Raw genomic sequence first — 21,248 nt, forward strand, 5'->3', positions numbered from 1 at the left:
CGAGGCGGGCTCCGGCTGTGTAAGGGGAGCCTAACTCAATGACGGGGGGCGGCTGTTGGCGATCCGGCCCCCAGGGCGGCTCGTGGCCGGATTCGGCGACGGCCGTGCTTCGGTGCGTGCGGGTGCCGTGGGTCAGTACGCGGCGAGCCGCTCCAGCAGGGCCACGCTGTGCGCGAGCTGCCGCTGCTCCTCGGCGGTGAGTTCGAGGTCGATGGCCCGGGCCAGCCAGTCGGCCCGCCGGTCGCGTTCCGCCTTCAGCGCCGCCCGGCCGGCCTCGGAGAGGCCGACGAGCGACTTGCGGCCGTCCGTCGGGTGCGCGCGGCGGACGACGAGACCCTGCTCCATCAGGAGGCCGACCGCGCGGGCCATCGACTGGGGGCGTACGCGCTGGTCCGCGGCGAGGTCGCTGGTGGTCATCGCGCCGTCCCGGTCCAGGACGCCCAGCACGGCGACCTGGCCGTGCGGAATCCGGTCCTCGTGCTTCACCCGCCGCGCGAGCTTGCCCATGGCGGTGCGCAGATCGGCGGCGACGGCGGCGGGTTCCGGGGTGGGCATAGGGCACTTTAACCCGCACTCGCGGGCACGTCCGCCCAGGTGGCCGGCCCGGAGGGCCCCGAAGAGACTCGGCAGCACAACTGCACAGCCAAGCTAAACAGCACATCTGAACAGCATTGCTGTAGAGTTTGGCCGTCGCGGCTCGCGCCGGCGCTGCCGCACCAGTGCCGCGGCAAGCGCCTACGGAAGGACCTCGCATGTCCCGCACGACAGCTGAGCCCACCGCCATCCGCTCGGTCACCGCCCGCCGGATCATCGACAGTCGCGGCAACCCCACCGTCGAGGCCGACGTCCGCCTCGCCGACGGGTCGCTCGGGCGCGCCGCGGTCCCGTCCGGCGCCTCCACCGGCGCCCGGGAGGCCGTGGAACTGCGTGACGGGGACGCCGGGCAGTGGCACGGCAAGGGGGTCGACCGCGCGGTGGGCCACGTCAACGGGGAGATCGCGGCGGCGGTCGTGGGCCGCGACGCGGACGACCAGGCGGGCCTGGACGCCGCGCTCGTCGCGCTCGACGGCACGCCCGGCAAGTCCCGGCTCGGCGCGAACGCCGTCCTCGGGGTCTCGCTCGCCGCCGCGAAGGCCGCGGCGGCGGCCCACCGGCAGCCGCTCTACCGCTATCTCGGCGGCGCCGACGCCCGGCTGCTCCCGCTGCCGATGATGAACATCATCAACGGCGGCGCCCACGCCGACAATCCGCTGGACTTCCAGGAGTTCATGATCGCGCCGGTCGGGGCGAAGACCTTCGCGGAAGCCGTCCGCATGGGCTCCGAGGTCTTCCACACCCTGCGCCGCGACCTGCTCGCCGCCGGCCACGCCACGGGCGTCGGCGACGAAGGCGGCTTCGCCCCCGCCCTGCGCACCGCCGAGGAGGCCCTCGACTTCGTCCTGAGCGCCGTCGAACGCACCGGGTACCGTCCCGGCGAGGACATCGGCCTCATCATGGACCCGGCGTCGTCGGAGTTCTTCCGCGACGGCGCTTACGTGTACGCGGGCGAGGGCGTCCGTCGCACGCCCTCCGAGCAGGTGGACTACCTGGCCAAGCTGATCGACGCGTATCCGGTCGTCTCCATCGAGGACCCGATGGCCGAGGACGACCTGGACGGCTGGCGGGAGCTGACCGCCCGCCTCGGCCGCCGCTGCCAGCTCACCGGCGACGACGTCTTCTGCACCGACGAGGCGCAGGTGCGTGAGGGCATCCGTGCCGGCGTCGGCAACTCGGTCCTGGTCAAGGTCAACCAGATCGGCACCCTGACCGAAGCGCTCGCCACGGTCGCCACCGCGCGTCGGGCCGGCTGGAGCGCCGTGATGTCCCACCGCTCCGGTGAGACGGAGGACACCACGATCGCGGACCTCGCCGTCGCGACGGGGTGCGGCCAGATCAAGACCGGCTCACTCTCCCGCTCCGACCGCACGGCCAAGTACAACCAGCTGATCCGGATCGAGGAGGAGCTGGGCGAGTCCGCGCGCTACGCGGGCGGGGCGACTCTGTCCCGCTCCTGACCGCCGGGCCGGACGCACCTCCGGTGCTCCCGGCCCCGGCAGCGCCGAACGGGCTTCCTCCGGCGGACGGTTACGTCCGCCGAAGGAAGCCCTCCGGGCACGGCGGGCAGCCCCGGGCCGCCGGACACCGGTCCTGCTCACCGCTCCCGGGGCACCGGGTCCGGTCCGAAGGGGACCGGATCTAGGGGAAGTTGGTGACTGTCGAAGGGACCGTCGACGTTCCCGACGTGGGGGAGCCGACGTTGTTGATGACGTGCTGGTACTGGCCGTTGCCGCCGAGCGAGACGACCAGCAGGTTGTGGAACTTCACGCCGGGCTTCACGGGTGCCTTGAAGCCGTGTTCCTGCACGATGGTGGGGTCGACGTTGTAGTAGCAGTAGCTGCCCATGCCCCAGCCCTCGTGCTGCTCGACCGAGTCGTCGACCCGGTAGGCGGCGTAGCCCTTCGTGTCGCCGTTCTGGATGGCGGCCTGGTCGGGCGCGTCGTAGGCCTTCTCGTTCTGGAAGAAGACGGTGCGGCCGCGCTCGCCGTACCACTCCACGTCGTACTTGTTGAAGTGCTCCACGAACAGCCCGGTCGCGAGGACGTCGTCGCCGTTCACGCGGACTCCGTAGTCGGCCCGGTTGGTCTCCCAGCCCCAGCCCTCACCGTGGTCCGCCCGCCACACCCAGGTGTGGTCGATGATCGTGTCGTCGCTGTTCACGACGATGCTCGTGGTCGCCTTGCCGGGGCCCGCCCCGCCGATCCGTACGAACACGTCCTGCAGCGACGTGGGGTTGGCCGCGTGGTCGGCGGACGCGCCCTGCGGCCCGACCTCCAGCAGCGTGGGCGAGTTGACCGGACCGGCGTCGATGAGGAAGCCCGCCAGCTTCACCCCGTCGACATCGGCGACCTTCATCGCCGTCACCCCGTTGTCCGGGATGATCGTGGCCAGACCGAGGCCCAGGACGACGGTGTTCGCCCGGTTCACGTCGATCGTGCGGTCGATGTGGTAAACTCCGGGCGTGAACAGCAGGTTGAGGCCCTGCGCGAGGGCGGCGTTGATCGTCGCGGCCGTGGCGCCCTCCTTGACGACGTAGAAGCGGTCCAGCGGGATGGACTGGCCCGGCTGGGTTCCGCCGTCCCACGAGACGCCGCGCGCGTTCTCGCGCTTCGCGGGGACGAAGACCTTGTACGCGTTGCCGTCGAGGTAGAGGAAGGGCTTCTCGCGCGAGATCGGAGTGGTGTCGAGCGTGGTGTACGGCGGGTTCGGGTAGCTCGCCGCGGGCGCGCCCTGGACACCGGAGAACGTCATGTTCCACACGGCGTTGGTCCAGCCGCCGACGGAGCTGTCGCGGGTGTACCACTGCTGCTGGGAGTACGGGCCGACCGTGCCGTCGATCTTGGAGTCGGCGATGTAGCCGCCGCTGGCCCAGCCGTAGCCGTCGGGGGCGAGGTTCAGCCCGCCCTTGACGTGCATCCGGCGGAAGGGGGCCGCCTGGGAGACCGCCCAGCGGTTGGTGCCGGAGACCGGGTTGAGCGTCAGGTTCTCCGCCGAACGCCAGAAGTTCTGGGTCGCGTTGCCGTCGAACCAGCCCGCGTCGACCGTCACATCACCGTTGAACGTGGTGTCGTTCGGGTTCAGGCCGAGGCCGGCGATCTGCGTGTAGAAGCCGATCTGCGCGTTGATGTCGTCGTACGTGCCCGGCTTGAACAGGAGCGCGTGCCGGCCGCTGCCGAACTGGGCCTCCTCCTGCTGCTGGAAGATCGCGTCGACCTTGCCCTGGATGTCCGGCGTGGACGGGTCGAAGACGTGGACGTTCGGTCCGAGGTCGCCTCCGCCGGGGATCTGCGGTCCGCCGCCGTCACGCGTGCCGAACACCTTGAACTCCCACAGCGAGTAACCGTAGCCGGTCGCCCGCTCGGTGCCGGTCAGGCGCACGTACCGGGCGTCGCCCGAGACGTTCAGCGTCTCGTTGCCGCCTGCCGACGTGGTGGTGCTGTAGGCGGTCGTCCAGGCGTCGCCGTCGGTCGAGAGTTCGATGCGGTAGCTCTTGGCGTGCGCGGTCTCCCAGGCGAGTTCGATCCGGCTGAGCGCGGCCGGGGAGCCGAGGTCGATCCGGATCCACTGAGGGTCGGCGAACGCGCTGGACCAGCGGGTCCCGCTGTCCCCGTCGACGGCGTTGCCCGCCGCGGTGCCGCCGTTCTCCTGACTGGAGGCGGTCACCGTGCTCCCCTGGGAGAGCAGGACCGGCGCGGCCTGTGCCGGAGCCGCCTGCATGGCCGCGAGCAGGGTCGCGACCAGGGTGACGATCACCGCGAGGGCCGGCGTGCGCCGTCGACGGGATGCGGCCGCCGGAGGCCGCGACGGTCTGACGAGGGCAACGGACATGTCTGATCTCCTGAAAGGTCAGGTGGGCGGGGGCGGTTCAGCTGCGGGCGCCTGCTCCCTACAGAGGGAGAGAGCGCTCTCTCGATAGCCGGAATGATTCTCCCGTGTTTCCGTCGCGTCAAGAGTTGTGCACGGGATTGACGCTTCGGTGCCTCCGATGGGGCGGATGTTTCATCTCCTGTAAGACCAGATGCAGTTGACCGGGAATCGGCGTGACAAGTCGGACGCTTTCGCATCGGCATCTGGAATCAACCCGGCCGCACCCCTTGACGGTTCACCCCGCTCCCGCCACGCTCCCCGGCGGGGAGCGCTCTCTCGGCCTTGTCCCCTCACAGAGCAAGGAGTTCGCATGGAAGCCCGTGGAACACCGCGGTTGCGCGGCGCCCTGGCGGTCGTGGCCGCCGTGGCCCTCCTGTTCACCCTCTCGGTGGCCGTCACCCCGCAACGCGCCGCAGCCGCGGCCGCTCCGGTCTCCCAGGGAAAGCCGGCCACCGCCTCCAGCACGGAAGGCCCCTTCACGGCCCCGTCCGCCGTCGACGGCGACCTCTCCACCCGCTGGTCCAGCGCCTTCACCGACGACGAGTGGATCCGTATCGACCTCGGCACGAGCACCTCCGTCGGACAGGTCGTCCTCGACTGGGAGGCCGCGTACGCCAGGAGCTACCGTCTGGAGGTCTCCGACAACGGAACCGACTGGCGGACCGTCCACTCCACCACCACCGGCTCCGGGGGCGTCGAGACCCTCACGGTCTCCGGGACCGGCCGCTACATCCGCATGCACGGCGTCGAGCGCGCCACTGACTGGGGCTACTCCCTCCACGAGTTCCAGGTCTACTCCACCACCGGCGGCCCCGCCCCCGGCGGCGACGTCCTGCTCTCCTACGGCAGGACCGGAACGGCCTCGACCTCCCAGCACGACGGCACCTGCTGGGAGTGCTCCCCGGACAAGGCGTTCGACCGCGACCCCGCCAGCCGCTGGGCCACCAGTCCCGAGGGCGGCTGGACCGACCCGGGCTGGATCGCCGTGGACCTCGGCGCGAGGGCGGAGATCCACCGGGTGGTCCTCCAGTGGGACCCGGCGTACGCCCGGGCCTACCGCATCGAGGTCTCCGACAACGGGACCGACTGGACCACGATCCACTCCACGACCACCGGCACCGGTTTCAAGGAGACGCTGGACGTCAGTGGCACCGGCCGGCACGTGCGTCTGTACGCCACCCGGCGCAGCGGTGAATACGGCTACTCGCTCTGGGAGTTCCAGGTCTGGGGCACCGGCGGTGCCCCGATCCCCGCGCCGCCGCTGCCGGCGGACCCGACGTACGACCGGCTGGTGTTCAGCGACGAGTTCAACGGCCCCGCCGGCGCGGCGCCCGACCCGGCCAAGTGGGTCCCGGAAACGGGCACGGGACCCAACAACGAGCTGGAGTACTACACGAACAACAAGAACGCCGCGCAGGACGGGAACGGCAGCCTCGTCCTGGAGGCCCGCCGCGAGGAGACTCCCGGCTCCGCCTGCCCGCCCGATCCGCTGAGCGGCAGCACCACGTGCCAGTACACCTCGGCACGGCTCAACACCTACGGGACGTTCCAGTTCACCTACGGCCGGGTCGAGGCGCGCATCAAGGTCTCCGGTAGGCAGGGGCTCTGGCCGGCGTTCTGGATGCTGGGCGCGGACTACTTCGACCGGGGGCGCCCGTGGCCCTACACCGGTGAGATCGACATCATGGAGCACGTCGGCAAGGAGCCGGACACCACGTACTCCACCCTGCACGCACCCGCGTACAACGGTGCGGCCGGATACGGGGCCCCGTACTCCCTGCCGGGCGGGGCGGACTTCGCCGACGACTTCCACACCTTCGCGGTGGACTGGAACAGCGAGGGCATGACGTTCCGGGTCGACGGCAACGTCACGCACACGGTCGACAGGGAGGAGCTGGAGAGCACCCGCGGACCCTGGGTGTTCGACCACGACTTCTTCCTCATCCTCAACAACGCGGTCGGCGGTGACTGGCCGGGCCCGCCCGACGCCACCACCCGCTTCCCGCAGAAGATGAGCATCGACTACGTCAAGGTCTGGCAGTAGGAAACCCGCGGGTAACGGGCGTTCGCGCGGTGCGGGGACCGCACCGCGCGAACGCCCGGGCGGGCTTCAGCCGCGCGGCGCGTACAGGATCCACAGCGGCCCCTCGGCGAGATCGACGCGGCGCCCGTCGGGGGTGCTGAAGACCGTGTCCGCACCGGCGGAGCTCCGGGACCACCGCGCCTCGTACGCCCGGCCGTCCCGCAGGACGACCGCGTCCCCCGCCCCCACGGTCTCGGTGAACGGGCTGTTGTTCCCCGACCGGTCACGGAAGTCCGACTCCCGTACGTCCACGTCCTGGACGACGACCGTACCGGCCCCGATCCGATCGCCCCCGGCCGTGCGGGCGGGGGCGCCGTCCAGCGAGACGAGCCATCGCTCGCCCCCGGCGGACCAGGTGAACGTCACCGACGCGGAGGGATAGCGGACCGTACGGCTGTCCTCCGGCTCCCCGCCGGGCGGCGGCGCGCCGAAACGGAGCCCCAGCTCCGCCACGGCATCCACCCCGGAGGCCGTGAACGGGATCCGCTCGGGCCGCAGATACAGGTTGTGCGGCGCGGGCCGGTCCGGGTCCCGGAAGTACGCCCGCGGCGCCTTCGAAGGCGGTACGGCGTCGATCGGCGCCCGCTCGATGGCCGGCAGCAGCTTGCTCTGGGCCCCCGAGAAGGCGAGCGTCGGCCGGTCGAACTGGCGCAGCAGCTCCAGATCGGTCTCCCGCGCGCTGCGGACCGGGCCGATGACCGGCGGCAGGCCGGAGGAGTACACGGCGAGGATGCGGCTCAGGCCCGCCTCCACCTGCTCGACATAGACGACGTCGGCCTCCTCCAGCCCGGTGTGGGGGCGTGCGGGCGCCACATTGTCGATCTTCACCGCGAGTACGTCCCGGTCCCCTCCCGTGCGGGCGGAGGAACTGCTCGGCGAGGACGACGAACCGCCGCCGCCCGTGCACGCGGCGGTCACGGCCAGCACGAGCACGGCGAACAGCGCGGCGGCCCGGTTCTTCACTCCGGTTGCGGACATGGCGACCGCCCCTTCCGGGGCGCCGCCGGCCACGTCTGCGGAGCGTCGCCGTACCGCTGCCCCTCGTCCATCATCCACCATCGGGTGTCCGGCGCGCCCGCGACCGCACGGGAGGCCGTGCCCGGCCCGGACGGCTGCCGCGCGGCCGGAAGCGCCCCGAGCCTCCGGTTCGCCTTCCGGACGTGCCGCTCGCTCTCTACGGTTGCACCAGTGACGGGCTCTCGTGCCCGTACGAGGCGACGGACGAGGCAGAGGGGGGTTCGGTGGAAGCCGAGTTGACGGCACTGGCGGCATCGGGTGCGACGACCTTCGTGGGGCTGATGGCGACGGAGGCGTGGACCCAGGTGCGCGGGCGGCTGGCCCGCTTCCTGGGCCGGGGCGAGGACGACGAGGCGGTCGACGCCGAGTTGGAGGAGTCCCGCGAGGAGCTGATCGCCGCACGCCGCAGCGGCGACGAGGACGGGGCCGCGGACGTCACGGCCGAGTGGCGGATCAGGATCCGCCGGGCCCTGCGCGACGATCCCGAGGCCGAGGCGGAGCTTCGGGCCATCCTGGACGACCTGGCGCCGCGGCAGGACGCCGGCCCCGGCGTGGCGATCAACCACAACACGATCAGCGGCGGCCACTACAACGCCCCCGTGATCATGGCGCAGTGGGTCGGCGACGGCGCGGCCTCCACGCCCCGGAGGGGGCCGGCCGCCGACTGAGACTCCGGATCCGCGGCGAGGGCCCCGCGCGCCCTCGTCGTGGGCCCGCCCCGGCGTCCGGGGCACCGTTCCCCTGCCGTCCCGGGTGCCCGAAGGACTCGGGGGCGACCGCGCATCCCTTGAGCCGTCTGCCGTCTGCCGGGAGATCCGGAGGATGAGGGCGGACGGCTCCTGACCGGCGGCCTGGTCCAGACCTCTTGACCGAAGGTCTGGACCATTCTACGTTTTGACGGGGTCACGACATAGGGCGGGTCGGGGCGAACCCTTCGCACCGACGGCGACTGACCCGGGCAGGAAGGACATCCGGATCATGGGGCGTACAACACGACTGCTGGGTCTCGGCCTGGCCGCGGCGCTCGTCGTACCGATGCTCGCCGCGGCCGCGCCGCCGGAGCCCGCGCAGAACACCCGGGCGGCCGCCGAGACCTGTGCGGTCAAGTCGAAGCCCACGGGCAAGGTGCTCCAGGGCTACTGGGAGAACTGGGACGGCGCGGCCAACGGCGTACACCCGCCGCTCGGCTGGATCCCGATCACCGACTCCCGCATCACCCAGCACGGTTACAACGTCGTCAACGCGGCCTTCCCCGTCATCCGCTCCGACGGCACCGTCCTCTGGGAGGACGGCATGGACAACACCGTCAAGGTCGCCACCCCCGCCGAGATGTGCCGGGCCAAGGCCTCCGGCCTGACCCTCCTCATGTCGATCGGCGGAGCGACGGCCGGAATCGACCTCAGCTCCAGGACGGTGGCCGACCGGTTCGTCGAGACGATCGTCCCGATCCTGAAGAAGTACAACTTCGACGGCATCGACATCGACATCGAGACCGGCCTCGTCGGCAGCGGAAACATCAACCAGCCGTCCCCCTCGCAGGCCAACCTCATCCGCATCATCGACGGCGTGCTCGCCGCCATGCCGTCGAACTTCGGTCTCACCATGGCCCCCGAGACGGCGTACGTCACCGGCGGCAGCGTCGTCTACGGCTCGATCTGGGGCGCGTACCTCCCGGTCATCAAGAAGTACGCCGACAACGGCCGCCTGTGGTGGCTGAACATGCAGTACTACAACGGCAGCATGTACGGCTGCTCCGGTGACTCCTACTCCGCCGGCACCGTCGCGGGCTTCACCGCCCAGACCGACTGCCTCGACAGGGGGCTCGTCATCCAGGGCACCACCATCAGGGTGCCCTACGACAAGCAGGTCCCCGGCCTGCCCGCCCAGCCCGGCGCCGGCGGCGGTCACATGTCCACCTCGCTCGTCTCGCAGTCCTGGAACCACTACAACGGCTCACTGAAGGGGCTGATGACCTGGTCGCTGAACTGGGACGGCTCGAAGGGCTGGACCTTCGGCGACAACGTCAAGGCACTCCAGCGCCGTTGACCCCGCCCGTACGGTCTCCGTGTCCGCACGGTCTCCCCGCCCGTACGAGTCCGTGCCCCTGCGGTCTCCCCGCCCGTACGGCCCCCGTCCCCGTCATGGGGCCGCGCCCGTGAAGGGCCCGTGTCCGTACGGATGCCGCGCCCCCGGTCCGCCGATGGCCGGGGGCGCGGAACCGCTCCGGCCGGGGGCGACACGAGGAAGGCGTGAACCGGTCGCGCACCGCGGCGGTCGAGAGAGCAGAATCGGGTACGGACCGGGGTGATCGTTCCCGGTGCGACGGGCCCGTCTCCCCGCGGGCCGGCCGATGACGAAGACGTACGAGGAGACCCGATGGCGCACGAACGGGCCGGTCACCCGGCACAGCCCGCAGACCTGGTCGACGTGGCGCGGCTGGTGACGGCCTATTACGCCCTCCACCCCGACCCGGCCGACGCCGCCCAGCGCGTCGCCTTCGGCACCTCCGGCCACCGGGGCTCCGCGTTCGCCGCCGCGTTCAACGACGACCACATCGCCGCCACCACCCAGGCGATCTGCGACTACCGCACCCGCCAGGGCACCGACGGGCCCGTGTTCCTCGGCGCGGACACCCACGCGCTCTCCGAACCCGCCCGGGTGACCGCCCTGGAGGTGCTCGCGGCCAACGGGGCCACCGTCCTCATCGACAGCGAGGACGGCTACACCCCGACACCGGCCGTCTCACACGCCATCCTCACGCACAACGAGGGGCGCACCGGGCATCAGGCCGACGGCATCGTGGTCACCCCGTCGCACAACCCGCCCGCCGACGGCGGTTTCAAGTACAACCCGCCGAACGGGGGCCCGGCCGCCTCCGGCGCCACCTCCTGGATCCAGGACCGGGCGAACGCCCTCATCGAGGCCGGACTCGGGGAGGTCCGCCGGATTCCGTACGCCCGCGCCCTGGCCGCCGACACCACGCACCGCCACGACTTCCTGACCGCGTACGTCGACGACCTGCCCTCCGTCCTCGACCTCGACGCCGTACGGGACGCGGGCATCCGCATCGGGGCCGACCCGCTCGGCGGCGCGTCCGTCGCCTACTGGGCACGGATCGCCGAGCGCCACCGGATCGACCTCACGGTGGTGAACCCGCTGGCCGATCCCACCTGGCGGTTCATGTCGCTCGACTGGGACGGCAGAATCCGCATGGACTGCTCGTCCCCGCACGCCATGGCCTCGCTCATCGAACAGCGCGACAGGTACGCCATCGCCACCGGCAACGACGCGGACGCCGACCGGCACGGCATCGTCACCCCCGACGGCGGGCTGATGAACCCCAACCACTATCTGGCCGTCGCCATCGACTACCTCTACACCCACCGCGACGCCTGGGCCGCCGGAACCGGCATCGGCAAGACCCTCGTCTCCTCGTCCATGATCGACCGGGTCGCCCAGGACCTCGGCCGGACGCTGGTGGAGGTCCCCGTCGGCTTCAAGTGGTTCGTGGAGGGCCTCTACGGAGGGAGCCTCGGCTTCGGCGGCGAGGAGTCCGCCGGCGCCTCCTTCCTGCGCCGCGACGGCCGGGTCTGGACGACGGACAAGGACGGCATCCTGCTGGCCCTCCTCGCCTCCGAGATCACCGCCGTCACCGGTTCCACCCCCTCCGAGCACTACGCCCGCCTCACCGGCCGCTTCGGCGACCCGGCGTACGCCCGTATTGACGCCCCCGCGACCCGGGAGGAGAAGGCCGTCCTGGCCAGGCTCTCGCCGCAGCAGGTCAAGGCCGACACCCTGGCCGGGGAGCCCGTCACCGCCGTCCTGACCGAGGCCCCCGGCAACGGAGCCCCGATCGGCGGCCTCAAGGTCTGCACCGACAGCGCCTGGTTCGCGGCCCGCCCGTCGGGCACCGAGGACGTCTACAAGGTGTACGCGGAGAGCTTCCAGGGTCCCGGCCACCTCGCCCGGGTCCAGGAGGAGGCCCGGGCGCTGGTGTCCGAAGCGCTGGGCGGCGCCTGAGTCCGGGCGCCGCGGCCCGGCGGGCGTCCGGCTGCCGGCCCCGGTCGCCGCGTCGGGTGCCGCGGCGCCGCCGGGCGGAATCCGCCCGGCGGCCGGGCGTCGGACCGGCCCGGCGCCGGACTGGCCCGGCGGCGCCCACCGCACCGGCCTGCCGGCCCGGTTGCCGCAGGCCGGTCCACCGGGCCCCTCCGTGAAGCGGTCACCGTCGCCGGACTCGTCCGCGCCCCGCGCCGACGTGTTCAGGCAGACGTTCCCGTACCGCCTTCGCCCGGCGGCGACCCGCCCCCGGGAAGCGCGCCGCCCCGGAACGCGCCGAGAATCTCCTCGGCTGCCAGCGTCGCCGTCAACGTGCCCTCCCGGACCCGCTGTTCGAGTTCCGGAGCGAGCTTCCGCACCGACGGATGGCTGTACAGGCTCTCCAGCAGCTCGTCCCGGACCATGGCCCAGGTCCAGTCCACCTGCTGGTCGCGGCGCTTGGCCGCCAGCCTGCCCGTGGACTCCAGGACCGTGCGGTGCTGCTCCAGCCGGTCCCACAGGGTGTCGAGCCCGGTCGACTCGCGCGCGCTGCACGTGAGCACCGGGGGAGTCCAGGCCGCGTCCGCCGGATGCATCAGCCTCAGCGCGCCCGCCAGTTCGCGTGCCGCCGAGCGGGCGTCGCGCTCGTGCGGGCCGTCCGCCTTGTTCACCGCGATGGCGTCCGCCAGCTCCAGGACACCCTTCTTGATGCCCTGCAACTGGTCGCCGGTACGGGCCAGGGTCAGCAGCAGGAACGTGTCGACCATGTTGGCCACCGCCGTCTCCGACTGCCCGACACCCACCGTCTCCACCAGCACCACGTCGTAACCCGCCGCCTCCATCACCACGATGGACTCCCGGGTCGCCTTGGCCACCCCGCCCAGCGTGCCCGCCGTGGGGGAGGGGCGGACGAAGGCGGCCGGGTCCACCGCGAGGCGCTCCATCCGGGTCTTGTCGCCCAGGATGGAACCGCCGGTACGGCTGGAGGACGGGTCGACCGCGAGCACCGCCACCCGATGGCCGAGTCCGGTGAGCATCGTGCCGAGCGCGTCGATGAACGTGGACTTGCCCACGCCCGGCACCCCGCTGATCCCGATCCGCCGGGCCGTCCCCGCGTGCGGCAGCAACCGGCTCAGCAACTGCTGTGCCAGCACGCGGTGTTCGGCCCGCGTCGACTCGACGAGGGTGATCGCGCGCGCCACGAACGCCCGCTTCCCGTCGAGCACTCCGCGCACATACGCGTCGATGTCGATCTTCGCAGCCATCCGGTCAGCGGCTCACAGCTCGTGGCCGAGCGCGGCGCCCAGCCGTGTGACCAGGTCGTGGGCCGCGTCCGGGATCACCGTCCCCGGCGGGAAGACCGAGGCGGCGCCCGCCTCGTGCAGGGCCTCGATGTCCTGCGGCGGAATGACGCCGCCCACCACGATCATGATGTCCTCGCGGCCCTCGGCGGCCAGCTCCTCGCGCAGCGCGGGCACCAGCGTCAGGTGTCCCGCCGCCAGCGAGGAGACGCCCACGATGTGCACGTCCGCCTCCACCGCCTGCCGCGCCACCTCGCCCGGCGTCTGGAACAGCGGGCCGACGTCCACGTCGAAGCCCAGGTCGGCGAAGGCCGTGGCGATCACCTTCTGGCCCCGGTCATGGCCGTCCTGGCCCATCTTGGCGACCAGGATGCGCGGCCGGCGCCCCTCCGCCTCCTCGAACGCGTCGACCAGCGCGCGGGTGCGGTCCACGGAAGGGGACTCTCCTGCCTCTTTGCGGTACACACCGGAGATCGTACGGATCTGACCCGCGTGCCTGCCGTACACCTTCTCCAGCGCGTCCGAGATCTCCCCGACCGTGGCCATCGCGCGCGCCGCGTCGACCGCCAGCGCCAGCAGATTGCCCTCCAGGCCCGGACCCGGGTCGCGCCCGGCCGCGGCCGTCAGCGCCCGCAGCGCCGCCTGGCACGCCGCCTCGTCGCGCTCCTCGCGCAGCCGGCGCAGCTTCTCGATCTGCTGCGTGCGCACCGAGGAGTTGTCGACCTTGAGCACGTCGATCTGCTCGTCGGTCTCCACCCGGTACTTGTTCACGCCGATCACCGGCTGCCGCCCGGAGTCGATCCGCGCCTGTGTCCGCGCGGCCGCCTCCTCCACCCGGAGCTTGGGAATGCCCGCGTCGATGGCCTTCGCCATGCCGCCGGCCGCCTCGACCTCCTCGATGTGCTGCCAGGCCCGCTCCGCGAGGTCGCGCGTCAGCTTCTCCACGTACGCGCTGCCGCCCCACGGGTCGATGACGCGGCAGGTGCCGGACTCCTGCTGGAGCAGCAGCTGCGTGTTGCGGGCGATCCGCGCCGAGAAGTCGGTGGGCAGCGCCAGGGCCTCGTCGAGAGCGTTGGTGTGCAGCGACTGGGTGTGGCCCTGGGTCGCGGCCATCGCCTCCACGCACGTACGCGTCACGTTGTTGAACACGTCCTGCGCGGTCAGCGACCACCCCGAGGTCTGCGAATGGGTGCGCAGCGAGAGTGACTTGGGGTTCTTCGGGTCGAACTGCTTCACCAGGCGGGCCCACAGGAGCCGGGCCGCCCGCAACTTGGCGACCTCCATGAAGAAGTTCATCCCGATCGCCCAGAAGAACGACAGGCGCGGCGCGAACGCGTCGACGTCCAGGCCCGCTTCCTGTCCGGCGCGCAGGTACTCCACGCCGTCGGCGAGCGTGTACGCCAGCTCCAGGTCTGCCGTCGCCCCGGCCTCCTGGATGTGATAGCCCGAGATCGAGATGGAGTTGTAGCGCGGCATCTTCTGCGAGGTGAACGCGAAGATGTCGGAGATGATCCGCATCGAGGGCGACGGCGGATAGATGTAGGTGTTGCGGACCATGAACTCCTTGAGAATGTCGTTCTGGATGGTCCCCGCCAACTTCTCGGGCGGTACGCCCTGTTCCTCGGCGGCCACGATGTAGAGCGCCAGCACGGGAAGCACAGCGCCGTTCATCGTCATCGACACCGACATCCGGTCCAGCGGAATACCGTCGAACAACTGGCGCATGTCGTAGATGGAGTCGATCGCCACCCCGGCCATGCCGACGTCCCCCGTCACCCGGGGGTGGTCGCTGTCGTACCCGCGGTGGGTCGGCAGGTCGAAGGCGACCGAGAGGCCCTTCTGGCCGGCCGCGAGGTTGCGCCGGTAGAAGGCGTTCGACTCCTCGGCCGTGGAGAACCCGGCGTACTGACGGATCGTCCAGGGCTGGTTGACGTACATCGTCGGGTAGGGGCCGCGCAGATACGGGGCGATGCCCGGGTAGCTGTGCAGCGCGTCCAGGCCCTCCAGGTCCTCACCGGTGTAGAGCGGCTTGACCGTGATCCCCTCGGGCGTCTCCCAGGCCGGAGCCTCCGCGCCGTCGGCGGCCTTCGCCACGGCCGCCTGCCACTCACCGGCGGAAGCGGCCGAAGCGGCGGAGCCGGCGGACGCGGGGGCCGTGAGCGGTACGTCGGAGAAGTCGGGTACGGAGGACGTGCGGTCCGTGGGCGAGGTCGGCATCACGCCACTCCCATGCGGTCGAGAACGGAGGTGAGAACGGCGACCGCGTCGCAGCCCGCGAAGACATGATCGTCCACGTCGGCGTAGTCCCCGGGGCGCCCCGCGAGGAACACCCGCGCGGCGCCCGCCGACTTCAGCGCACCGGCCACCGCGTCCGCCTGCTCGGCGTAGAGCGCGTCCGAGGAGCACAGCACGGCGACCGGTGCCCCGGAGGCCGTCAGCGCTCCGGCGACCGTGTCGGCGTCGACCGACACCGGGTCGTGCACCGCCTCGATCCCGCCCGCCCCGAAGAGGTTGACGGCGAAGGAGGCCCGTGCGGTGTGCGCGGCGGCCGGGCCCAGCGCCGCGACGAACACCTTCGGCCGGCTTCCGGTCGCCGCGAGGTGGGCGTCCGACCGGGCACGCAGCGCCTCGAACGCCTCGTCACGGCGGACCCGGGGCAGACCGCCCGGGGCGCCGGCGTAGCTGTCGGGCGCGGGCTCGCGCTCCACCGGACGCTCGCCGGGCATCGGGAACTCGCTGACCCCGGTGATCGGCTCCTTGCGGCGCGCCAGCTTCGCGCTCCGCGCCGCCCAGGTGGCGGCGAGCCGCTGGGCGACCTGCCCCGAACGCAGGGCCGCGGGCAGACCGCCCGCCCGCTCGGTCTCCTGGAAGAACGCCCAGGCGGCCGCCGCGAGGTCCTCGGTCAGCCGCTCCACGTACCAGGAGCCGCCCGCCGGGTCGATGACCCGCGCCAGATGCGACTCCTCCATCAGGATCGTCGAGGTGTTGCGGGCGATCCGCCGCGCGAACGCGTCGGGCAGGCCCAGTGCGTGATCGAACGGCAGCACGGTCACGGAGTCCGCGCCGCCCACGCCCGCGCCCAGCGTGGCGAGCGTGGTGCGCAGCATGTTCACCCACGGGTCGCGGCGCGTCATCATCACCGGCGAGGTGACGGCGTGCTGCCGCTGCGCCCCGGCGGCGGGAGCGCCGGACGCCTCGGCGACCCGCGCCCACAGCCTGCGCGCTGCGCGCAGCTTGGCGATGGTCAGGAACTGGTCGGCGGTGGCCGCGTAACGGAACTCCAGCTGCCCGCAGGCCGCCTCCACGCTCATTCCGGCAGTGGTCAGGGCCCGCAGGTAGGCGACACCGGTGGCCAGGGAGAGCCCCAGCTCCTCGCCGGCCGAACCGCCCGCCTCGTGGTACGGCAGACCGTCCACGACGATCGCCCGCAGCCCCGGGTAGTCGGCGTCGCACCGCCGGGCCCAGCGCACGGCGGGGGCGAGGTCCGCCTCGACGCCCGTCCGCGCCTCGTGGCCGAGCGGGTCGGCGCCCAGCGTGCCGCGCGCCGCGCCCGGGCGACGCCGCGCTCCGCGTACAGGCGCAGCAGCTCCGTCGCGGCGGCGTCCAGGCCGGACGGGGCGTCGAGGGCGACGGGCGCGAGATCGAGGTACACACCCTCCAGCGCCCGTGCGAGCCCGTCGACGGGGACGCCCGCCGGGCCGCCCACCGTGAGCCAGAGCGAGGTGACCCCGTTCTCCAGGTCGCCGAGCAGCGCCTCGTTGAGCCGGGCGGGGTCGGTCAGGGCGTGGCGCTGGCGCACGTCCCAGCCGCCCGCCGCGTTCCCCTCGGCCCTGCTGCCCCGGGTGAAGGGGGCGAAGCCGGGGAAGCCGGTGTCCGGCGACTCGTCGCTCGCGGTGTAGAGGGGGCGGGTGATGAGCCCGTCCTCCAGTGTGGTGGACAGGGCTTCCTCGGCGGCCGGGCCCGAGACTTCCTTGCCCGACTTGCGCAGTACGCCTTCGACGAGGCTCTGCCACTGGTCGTGGGAAGGGTCGGGGAACGCGGCGGCCGGAGAGAGCCCGTCAGCAGGCTGGACCGTCATGCTCAGATGCTAGGCCAGTGCGTGGAATGAGCAGCAGGGGCACGTGCTGTGACCTTGCCCTCGCGGGGATGCACTTGATCCTTTACATACGGTCGCGTAATCGGCCCGGCGACCGGGTGCCCGGGGCAACACGGCGATCACTGATATCGGTATGAATACGGACACTGATGCATATTATGTGCGAAGTTTCCTGCTTTCTTCTGTCATCCCTGGAATGCCGTATCCACCCCGGTGCCCCCGCGGCCGCCGGGACACGGAGAGGACGCGACCGTGGCCGTCGGACCTGTGGAACACCTCGTCATCGCCTTCCCCGGCAGTCGCTTCACCGGGGCGGTCGCCCCCGCCCTGGCCGCCGCCGTGTCGTCCGGTGCCGTACGCACCGGTGACCTGGCCTTCGTCCGGCGTACCGAAGGCGGCCCCCCGGTCCCCGTGGACCTGCGGGAGCTGGACCCCGGGGGAGTGGTCCCCGCCGATACGGCGGAGGGCGGGGCGGCCGCGGTGCTGAGCGCACGGGACATCGACCGGCTCGACCGGGGCCTGCCGGCGGGCGATGTCGTCGCCGTCGTCGTCCGGGAGGACCTGTGGACCACGGAGCTCGCCCGTACGGCGCGTGAGGCGGGCGGCACGTTCGTCGCGCACGAGCGCCTCGGCGCCGACGGTTCCGGGGCGGCCGAGGCCGCGGGCGACGACATCATCGACCGGCTGGAGCGGCTCGGCGAACTGTGGAAGCGCGACATCCTCACCGACGCCGAGTTCGCGGAGCAGAAGACCAGGCTCCTGTCGGACTGACGCACACGACGCCGCTCCCGGTGACGCGGCGTCGATCCCGGTACGGGGCATTCCCGGAACCCATCAGGGAAAGAGGCAGTTCATCGTGCAGACCGCCCGGACCGTTCCGGCCGCCACCGTCGTCAATCTGCGCGACCTGGGAGGCATCGCCCTCGGGCGTGACCGCCGGGTACGGCAGGGGGTCCTGTTCCGCTCGGGGCAGCTGAGCGAACTCGATCCCGCGCGCGACCGCGCGGTGGCCGCGCTCGGCATCCGCACCGTCGTGGACCTGCGCACCGCGGACGAGCGCCAGTGGTCCCCGGACCGGCTGCCGGACCGGGCCAGGCTTTTCGTCGCCGACGTACTGGGGGACCACCCGGGCGTGGCTCCCGCCCGGCTCCGCTCCCTGCTCGCCGATCCGGGCGAGGCCGAGCGGACACTCGGGGGAGGCCGGGCCGAGGAACTCTTCGCCGAGACCTACCGCAAGATGGTCCTCTCGCCCGGCGCCGCAGCCGCCTACCGGGCCTTCCTGGAGACGGCGGCCGACGCCTCCGCCCGGCCGGTGCTCTTCCACTGCACGGCGGGCAAGGACCGAACCGGCTGGGCGGCGGCCGTCCTGCTGATGATCCTCGGAGCGCCCCGCGCGACCGTGCGCTGTGACTTCCTCGCGGTCAACCCCGCCGTCCGGGCCGCTTTCGCCCCGCAGGTGGCCAAGTTCCTCGACGGGGGCGGCGACCCCGCGGTCGCCGCGGCGATCATCGAGGTCCGCCCCCGCTACCTCGACATGGCGCTCGACGCCATGGACGAGCGGTGGGGCGGCCTCGACGGCTATGTCCGCAACGGACTGCGCGTGCCCGACGCCGTCGTGGAGCGGTTGCGCGACGGCCTGGTCGTCCGCGGCTGAAGCGGACGACCAGGCCGTCGCCACGCGTGAGGGGGCCGGTGCGGCCGAAGAGCCTTCGGCCGCACCGGCCCCCTCACCCGGTCCCACGAGGTCCGGTCACAGGCGTACGAGGCGTTCCGTCAGATCGCGGTAGTGCTGCAGGGCGATCCGCAGGTCCTCGGTGTCCGGGCCGGAGTCCGCGCCGTCCGCGTCCTTCCCCGACCGCAGCCGCCGTCCGCGTTCCGCCAGGGCGGCGCCGAGGTCCGCGACGACCTCCTCGAACGTGGCGTCGGCGTCCCGTACCGCCCGGTGCGGATCCTCCACGAATCCGGTCACCGCCTGCTGGATCCGGGCGGCGAAAGCGTCCTGTTCGGCGGGGGCGAACAGCGGCTTGCCGAGACCCGGGGTGTCCCCGGAGGACCGCTCCGCACCCGCGGAGCCGTGCTCCGGGGCCGCAAGCCCGTGCGTGGCGCGAGGATCCTCGGGCGCGTCGAGGGCCGGGTCCGGGGCTGTGGGACCCGGTGCGGCGCCCGGGGCCTCCGCGGGCCTCGCGGCGGTGGTGTGCGGGGCCTGCGCGGGGTCGCCGGCGAAGTCCCCCGGAGCCTCCTCGGGGCGCCCGCCGGTGCCCGGAGCCTGCGCGGGCGGCCGGACCGGATCCGCCTCCTTGCCCGTGACCGTCCTCGTCTCCGGGGCGGGCGTGCCCGGGCGCCGCACGGGCGTACCCGTGTCGATGGGACCGGCGCCCTTCGGGAGGCCGGTGCCCGCGGCCGTGCCCGTTTCCTCGTTCGGTGTGCGCGTCATGATGTACCCCGTCCCTTCACCAGATGCCGATGGCCGTGTTCGCGTCCCGCCCCGCCGTCCGCGAGAAGGGCGTCGAAGAGCTTGCGCCCCTCGATCAGCGCCTCCCGCCTCTCCTCGGTGCTCCTGTCCTCGCTCCGGGCGGTGTGCACCCGGCGGTATCCGTCGACGTGCGCGGCGTGGTGGACGGAGAGCGCGTCCGTACGGTCCTCGAAGTCGTCCCCGTCCGGGAAGCCGCGCTCGCGCGACAGATCGGCCAGCAGCGCGTCGGCCTCGTCGAGGGAGCGCTCGGGCGATTCGACGAACAGCTCCTGGGCGCTCGCCCAGCGTGCGGCGTACCGCGCGCGGGCCTCCTCGGTCAGCGGGCGCTGCTCGATGGCGCCGTGCCGCTTCACCCGGTCGTCGAGCTCGCGTTCGGCCGCCTCCCGGTCGCCGCCGTGCCGGGCGACCACCCGGTCGTACTCCGGTCCGAAGCGGCTGCGCAGGTCCCGGCCGCCGGTGGCGACGCGGCCACGGAGCAGGACGAACGCGGCGATGGCCGCCACGGCGACCACGGCGATGATGATGATCGCTGTCGTCACGGCTACCGCCCCCACCGTTCATCGGCCGGTACGCAGCTCTGCTGTCCCACAGTGGTCAACCCCTCTCGGTCCGGGCCCGGCGGCAATCGCCGGACGGCGTGCTGGAGTCCGTGTACCCCCGGATGGCTGTTCAAGGCAGCCCCGTGCCCGAAGGCTTCGCGCGGCGCCCTGTGTAGGGTGAACGTGTCGGATCGGCGGCGAGTCGGAGGGACATGCGATGACGGAGCGCAAACCACCGGGAGTCAGTTTCGAGTCCTGGGTCGACCGGCAGATCCACGAGGCGCAGGAGCGTGGCGACTTCTCCCGGCTCCCCGGCTTCGGCAAACCGATCGCCGGCCTGGAACGCCCGTACGACGAGGCCTGGTGGATCAAGCAGAAGATGCAGCGGGAGGGCGTGTCGATGCTGCCGCCCGCCCTGGCCCTGCGCAAAGAGGTGGAGGACGTCCCCGGCGCGGTGGCCGCCGCCCGGACCGAGGCCGAGGTGCGGCGCATCCTGACCGAGGTGAACGAGAAGATCGAGCAGGCCGTCCGGATGCCCCCCGAGGGCCCGCCGCTGCAGCTGAAGCCCTTCGACATCGAGGCGGCCGTCCGCCACTGGCGCGAGGAGCGGCGCCCCGCCTGAGAGCCGCCGGCCCGCGGCGGTGCGGGACAATCGGTCTATGGAACCAGGCAGCACAGGACGCCGGGGGCGTGCCCCGCGGCGTACCGAAGCGGTGATCCGCCGGGCCGTGGCACGCGACGCCGCCCGGCTGACCCGGCTGGTCCGCACGTCACGCGCCTACGAGGGCCCGTACGCCCCGATGGTCGCGGGCTACCGGGTCGGACCGGACTACATCGAGGCGCACCGGGTCTTCGTCGCCGCGGACGGGGCCACGGGCCAGGTGCTCGGCTTCTACGCGCTGCTCCTGGACCCGCCCGAACTGGACCTGATGTTCGTCGCCGACGCCGCCCAGGGGCTCGGCATCGGCCGACTGCTCGCCGCACATCTGCGCGAGGAGGCCCGCGGCGCCGGACTCACGGGCGTCCGGATCGTCTCCCACCCGCCCGCCGAGGGTTTCTACCGGAGCATCGGCGCCGAACCCGTCGGCACGGTCCGGGCGCGCCCGCCGGCGGTGATGTGGGACCGCCCCGAACTCCTGCTCCCCGTCGACAGCCCCTGAGGCGCGCGTCGTACCGGGAACGACGGCCGGGGCCCGGCCGCAGGGTGCGGCCGGGCCCCGGCACCTGACGTGATGTCCGT

At 72.5% G+C, this 21,248-nt stretch carries 16 protein-coding genes and 1 pseudogene; 9 read left to right on the forward strand and 8 right to left on the reverse strand.

The window, feature by feature from the left end; translation table 11 throughout:
• Window positions 1-132 precede the first annotated feature (132 nt).
• Window positions 133-555 carry a MarR family transcriptional regulator gene (locus KME66_RS32830; protein ID WP_073224013.1) on the reverse strand — a complete coding sequence of 141 codons (423 nt, stop codon included), beginning with the start codon at window positions 553-555 and terminating at the stop codon, window positions 133-135.
• A 197-nt stretch (window positions 556-752) separates the two neighbouring features.
• On the opposite strand from KME66_RS32830, the gene eno reads away from it, so the two are divergent.
• Window positions 753-2,054, forward strand: a complete 1,302-nt coding sequence (eno, locus tag KME66_RS32835) for a phosphopyruvate hydratase (RefSeq protein ID WP_216328759.1) — start codon at window positions 753-755, stop codon at window positions 2,052-2,054.
• 181 nt (window positions 2,055-2,235) lie between these two features.
• Here eno and KME66_RS32840 read toward each other — a convergent pair whose 3' ends face one another.
• Entirely contained in the window at window positions 2,236-4,425 is a 2,190-nt protein-coding gene (locus KME66_RS32840) for a discoidin domain-containing protein (RefSeq protein WP_216328761.1), read from the reverse strand.
• A gap of 349 nt (window positions 4,426-4,774) precedes the next feature.
• Here KME66_RS32840 and KME66_RS32845 point away from each other — a divergent pair, with 349 nt between their 5' ends.
• Entirely contained in the window at window positions 4,775-6,508 is a 1,734-nt protein-coding gene (locus tag KME66_RS32845; RefSeq protein WP_216328762.1) for a discoidin domain-containing protein, read from the forward strand.
• 66 nt (window positions 6,509-6,574) lie between these two features.
• Here the strand turns inward: KME66_RS32845 and KME66_RS32850 are convergent, their stop codons facing one another.
• Window positions 6,575-7,525, reverse strand: coding sequence for a DUF3048 domain-containing protein (locus tag KME66_RS32850; protein ID WP_216328764.1), 951 nt, complete (start codon window positions 7,523-7,525; stop codon window positions 6,575-6,577).
• 263 nt (window positions 7,526-7,788) lie between these two features.
• Between KME66_RS32850 and KME66_RS32855 the strand changes: the two genes are divergently transcribed.
• The 3 genes from KME66_RS32855 to pgm all read left to right on the forward strand — a co-directional run bounded on the left by KME66_RS32855 (window position 7,789) and on the right by pgm (window position 11,584).
• On the forward strand, window positions 7,789-8,232 hold the full coding sequence (locus tag KME66_RS32855) for a hypothetical protein (RefSeq protein WP_073224171.1): 444 nt from the start codon (window positions 7,789-7,791) through the stop codon (window positions 8,230-8,232).
• 310 nt (window positions 8,233-8,542) lie between these two features.
• Complete coding sequence (locus KME66_RS32860; protein ID WP_073224009.1) at window positions 8,543-9,610, forward strand: chitinase; 1,068 nt, start codon at window positions 8,543-8,545, stop codon at window positions 9,608-9,610.
• Between the two features lie 330 nt (window positions 9,611-9,940).
• A complete protein-coding gene (gene pgm, locus KME66_RS32865) occupies window positions 9,941-11,584 on the forward strand; it encodes a phosphoglucomutase (alpha-D-glucose-1,6-bisphosphate-dependent) (protein ID WP_216328766.1) in 1,644 nt (547 codons plus the stop codon).
• Between the two features lie 239 nt (window positions 11,585-11,823).
• Here the strand turns inward: pgm and meaB are convergent, their stop codons facing one another.
• The 3 genes and pseudogenes from meaB to KME66_RS32880 form a co-directional block, all read right to left on the reverse strand.
• Window positions 11,824-12,864 carry a methylmalonyl Co-A mutase-associated GTPase MeaB gene (gene meaB, locus KME66_RS32870; protein ID WP_216328768.1) on the reverse strand — a complete coding sequence of 347 codons (1,041 nt, stop codon included), beginning with the start codon at window positions 12,862-12,864 and terminating at the stop codon, window positions 11,824-11,826.
• 12 nt (window positions 12,865-12,876) lie between these two features.
• Window positions 12,877-15,117 carry a methylmalonyl-CoA mutase gene (gene scpA / locus KME66_RS32875; protein WP_216328770.1) on the reverse strand — a complete coding sequence of 747 codons (2,241 nt, stop codon included), beginning with the start codon at window positions 15,115-15,117 and terminating at the stop codon, window positions 12,877-12,879.
• Window positions 15,117-16,978: pseudogene (locus KME66_RS32880) on the reverse strand (methylmalonyl-CoA mutase family protein). The gene scpA and the pseudogene KME66_RS32880 overlap by 1 nt, the downstream one beginning before the upstream one ends.
• Window positions 16,979-17,248: 270 nt before the next feature.
• Between KME66_RS32880 and KME66_RS32885 the strand changes: the two are divergent.
• Together KME66_RS32885 and KME66_RS32890 are read left to right on the forward strand one after the other, a co-directional pair.
• Entirely contained in the window at window positions 17,249-17,767 is a 519-nt protein-coding gene (locus KME66_RS32885; protein WP_216328772.1) for an SHOCT domain-containing protein, read from the forward strand.
• An 85-nt stretch (window positions 17,768-17,852) separates the two neighbouring features.
• Entirely contained in the window at window positions 17,853-18,650 is a 798-nt protein-coding gene (locus tag KME66_RS32890; RefSeq protein ID WP_073223991.1) for a tyrosine-protein phosphatase, read from the forward strand.
• Window positions 18,651-18,746: 96 nt separating this feature from the next.
• Here the strand turns inward: KME66_RS32890 and KME66_RS32895 are convergent, their stop codons facing one another.
• A complete protein-coding gene (locus KME66_RS32895) occupies window positions 18,747-19,430 on the reverse strand; it encodes a hypothetical protein (protein WP_216328774.1) in 684 nt (227 codons plus the stop codon).
• Window positions 19,427-20,008: a hypothetical protein gene (locus tag KME66_RS32900; protein ID WP_216328776.1), complete on the reverse strand. Its 582-nt coding sequence runs from the start codon at window positions 20,006-20,008 to the stop codon at window positions 19,427-19,429. Before KME66_RS32900 ends, KME66_RS32895 begins: the two co-directional genes overlap by 4 nt.
• A 217-nt stretch (window positions 20,009-20,225) precedes the next feature.
• On the opposite strand from KME66_RS32900, the gene KME66_RS32905 reads away from it, so the two are divergent.
• Window positions 20,226-20,630 carry a DUF1992 domain-containing protein gene (locus tag KME66_RS32905; protein WP_216328778.1) on the forward strand — a complete coding sequence of 135 codons (405 nt, stop codon included), beginning with the start codon at window positions 20,226-20,228 and terminating at the stop codon, window positions 20,628-20,630.
• Between the two features lie 37 nt (window positions 20,631-20,667).
• Window positions 20,668-21,168: a GNAT family N-acetyltransferase gene (locus KME66_RS32910; RefSeq protein WP_073223987.1), complete on the forward strand. Its 501-nt coding sequence runs from the start codon at window positions 20,668-20,670 to the stop codon at window positions 21,166-21,168.
• Window positions 21,169-21,248: the final 80 nt, after the last annotated feature.

The organism is Streptomyces sp. YPW6, assembly GCF_018866325.1.
Taxonomy (GTDB): Bacteria; Actinomycetota; Actinomycetes; order Streptomycetales; family Streptomycetaceae; genus Streptomyces.

Bases quoted from the DNA above. Each gene is read 5' to 3' on its own strand.
- KME66_RS32830 (WP_073224013.1), bottom strand. From the start codon at position 555: ATGCCCACCCCGGAACCCGCCGCCGTCGCCGCCGATCTGCGCACCGCC.
- eno (WP_216328759.1), top strand. From the start codon at position 753: ATGTCCCGCACGACAGCTGAGCCCACCGCCATCCGCTCGGTCACCGCC.
- KME66_RS32840 (WP_216328761.1), bottom strand. From the start codon at position 4,425: ATGTCCGTTGCCCTCGTCAGACCGTCGCGGCCTCCGGCGGCCGCATCC.
- KME66_RS32845 (WP_216328762.1), top strand. From the start codon at position 4,775: ATGGAAGCCCGTGGAACACCGCGGTTGCGCGGCGCCCTGGCGGTCGTG.
- KME66_RS32850 (WP_216328764.1), bottom strand. From the start codon at position 7,525: ATGTCCGCAACCGGAGTGAAGAACCGGGCCGCCGCGCTGTTCGCCGTG.
- KME66_RS32860 (WP_073224009.1), top strand. From the start codon at position 8,543: ATGGGGCGTACAACACGACTGCTGGGTCTCGGCCTGGCCGCGGCGCTC.
- pgm (WP_216328766.1), top strand. From the start codon at position 9,941: ATGGCGCACGAACGGGCCGGTCACCCGGCACAGCCCGCAGACCTGGTC.
- meaB (WP_216328768.1), bottom strand. From the start codon at position 12,864: ATGGCTGCGAAGATCGACATCGACGCGTATGTGCGCGGAGTGCTCGAC.
- scpA (WP_216328770.1), bottom strand. From the start codon at position 15,117: ATGCCGACCTCGCCCACGGACCGCACGTCCTCCGTACCCGACTTCTCC.
- KME66_RS32895 (WP_216328774.1), bottom strand. From the start codon at position 19,430: ATGACGCGCACACCGAACGAGGAAACGGGCACGGCCGCGGGCACCGGC.
- KME66_RS32905 (WP_216328778.1), top strand. From the start codon at position 20,226: ATGACGGAGCGCAAACCACCGGGAGTCAGTTTCGAGTCCTGGGTCGAC.
- KME66_RS32910 (WP_073223987.1), top strand. From the start codon at position 20,668: ATGGAACCAGGCAGCACAGGACGCCGGGGGCGTGCCCCGCGGCGTACC.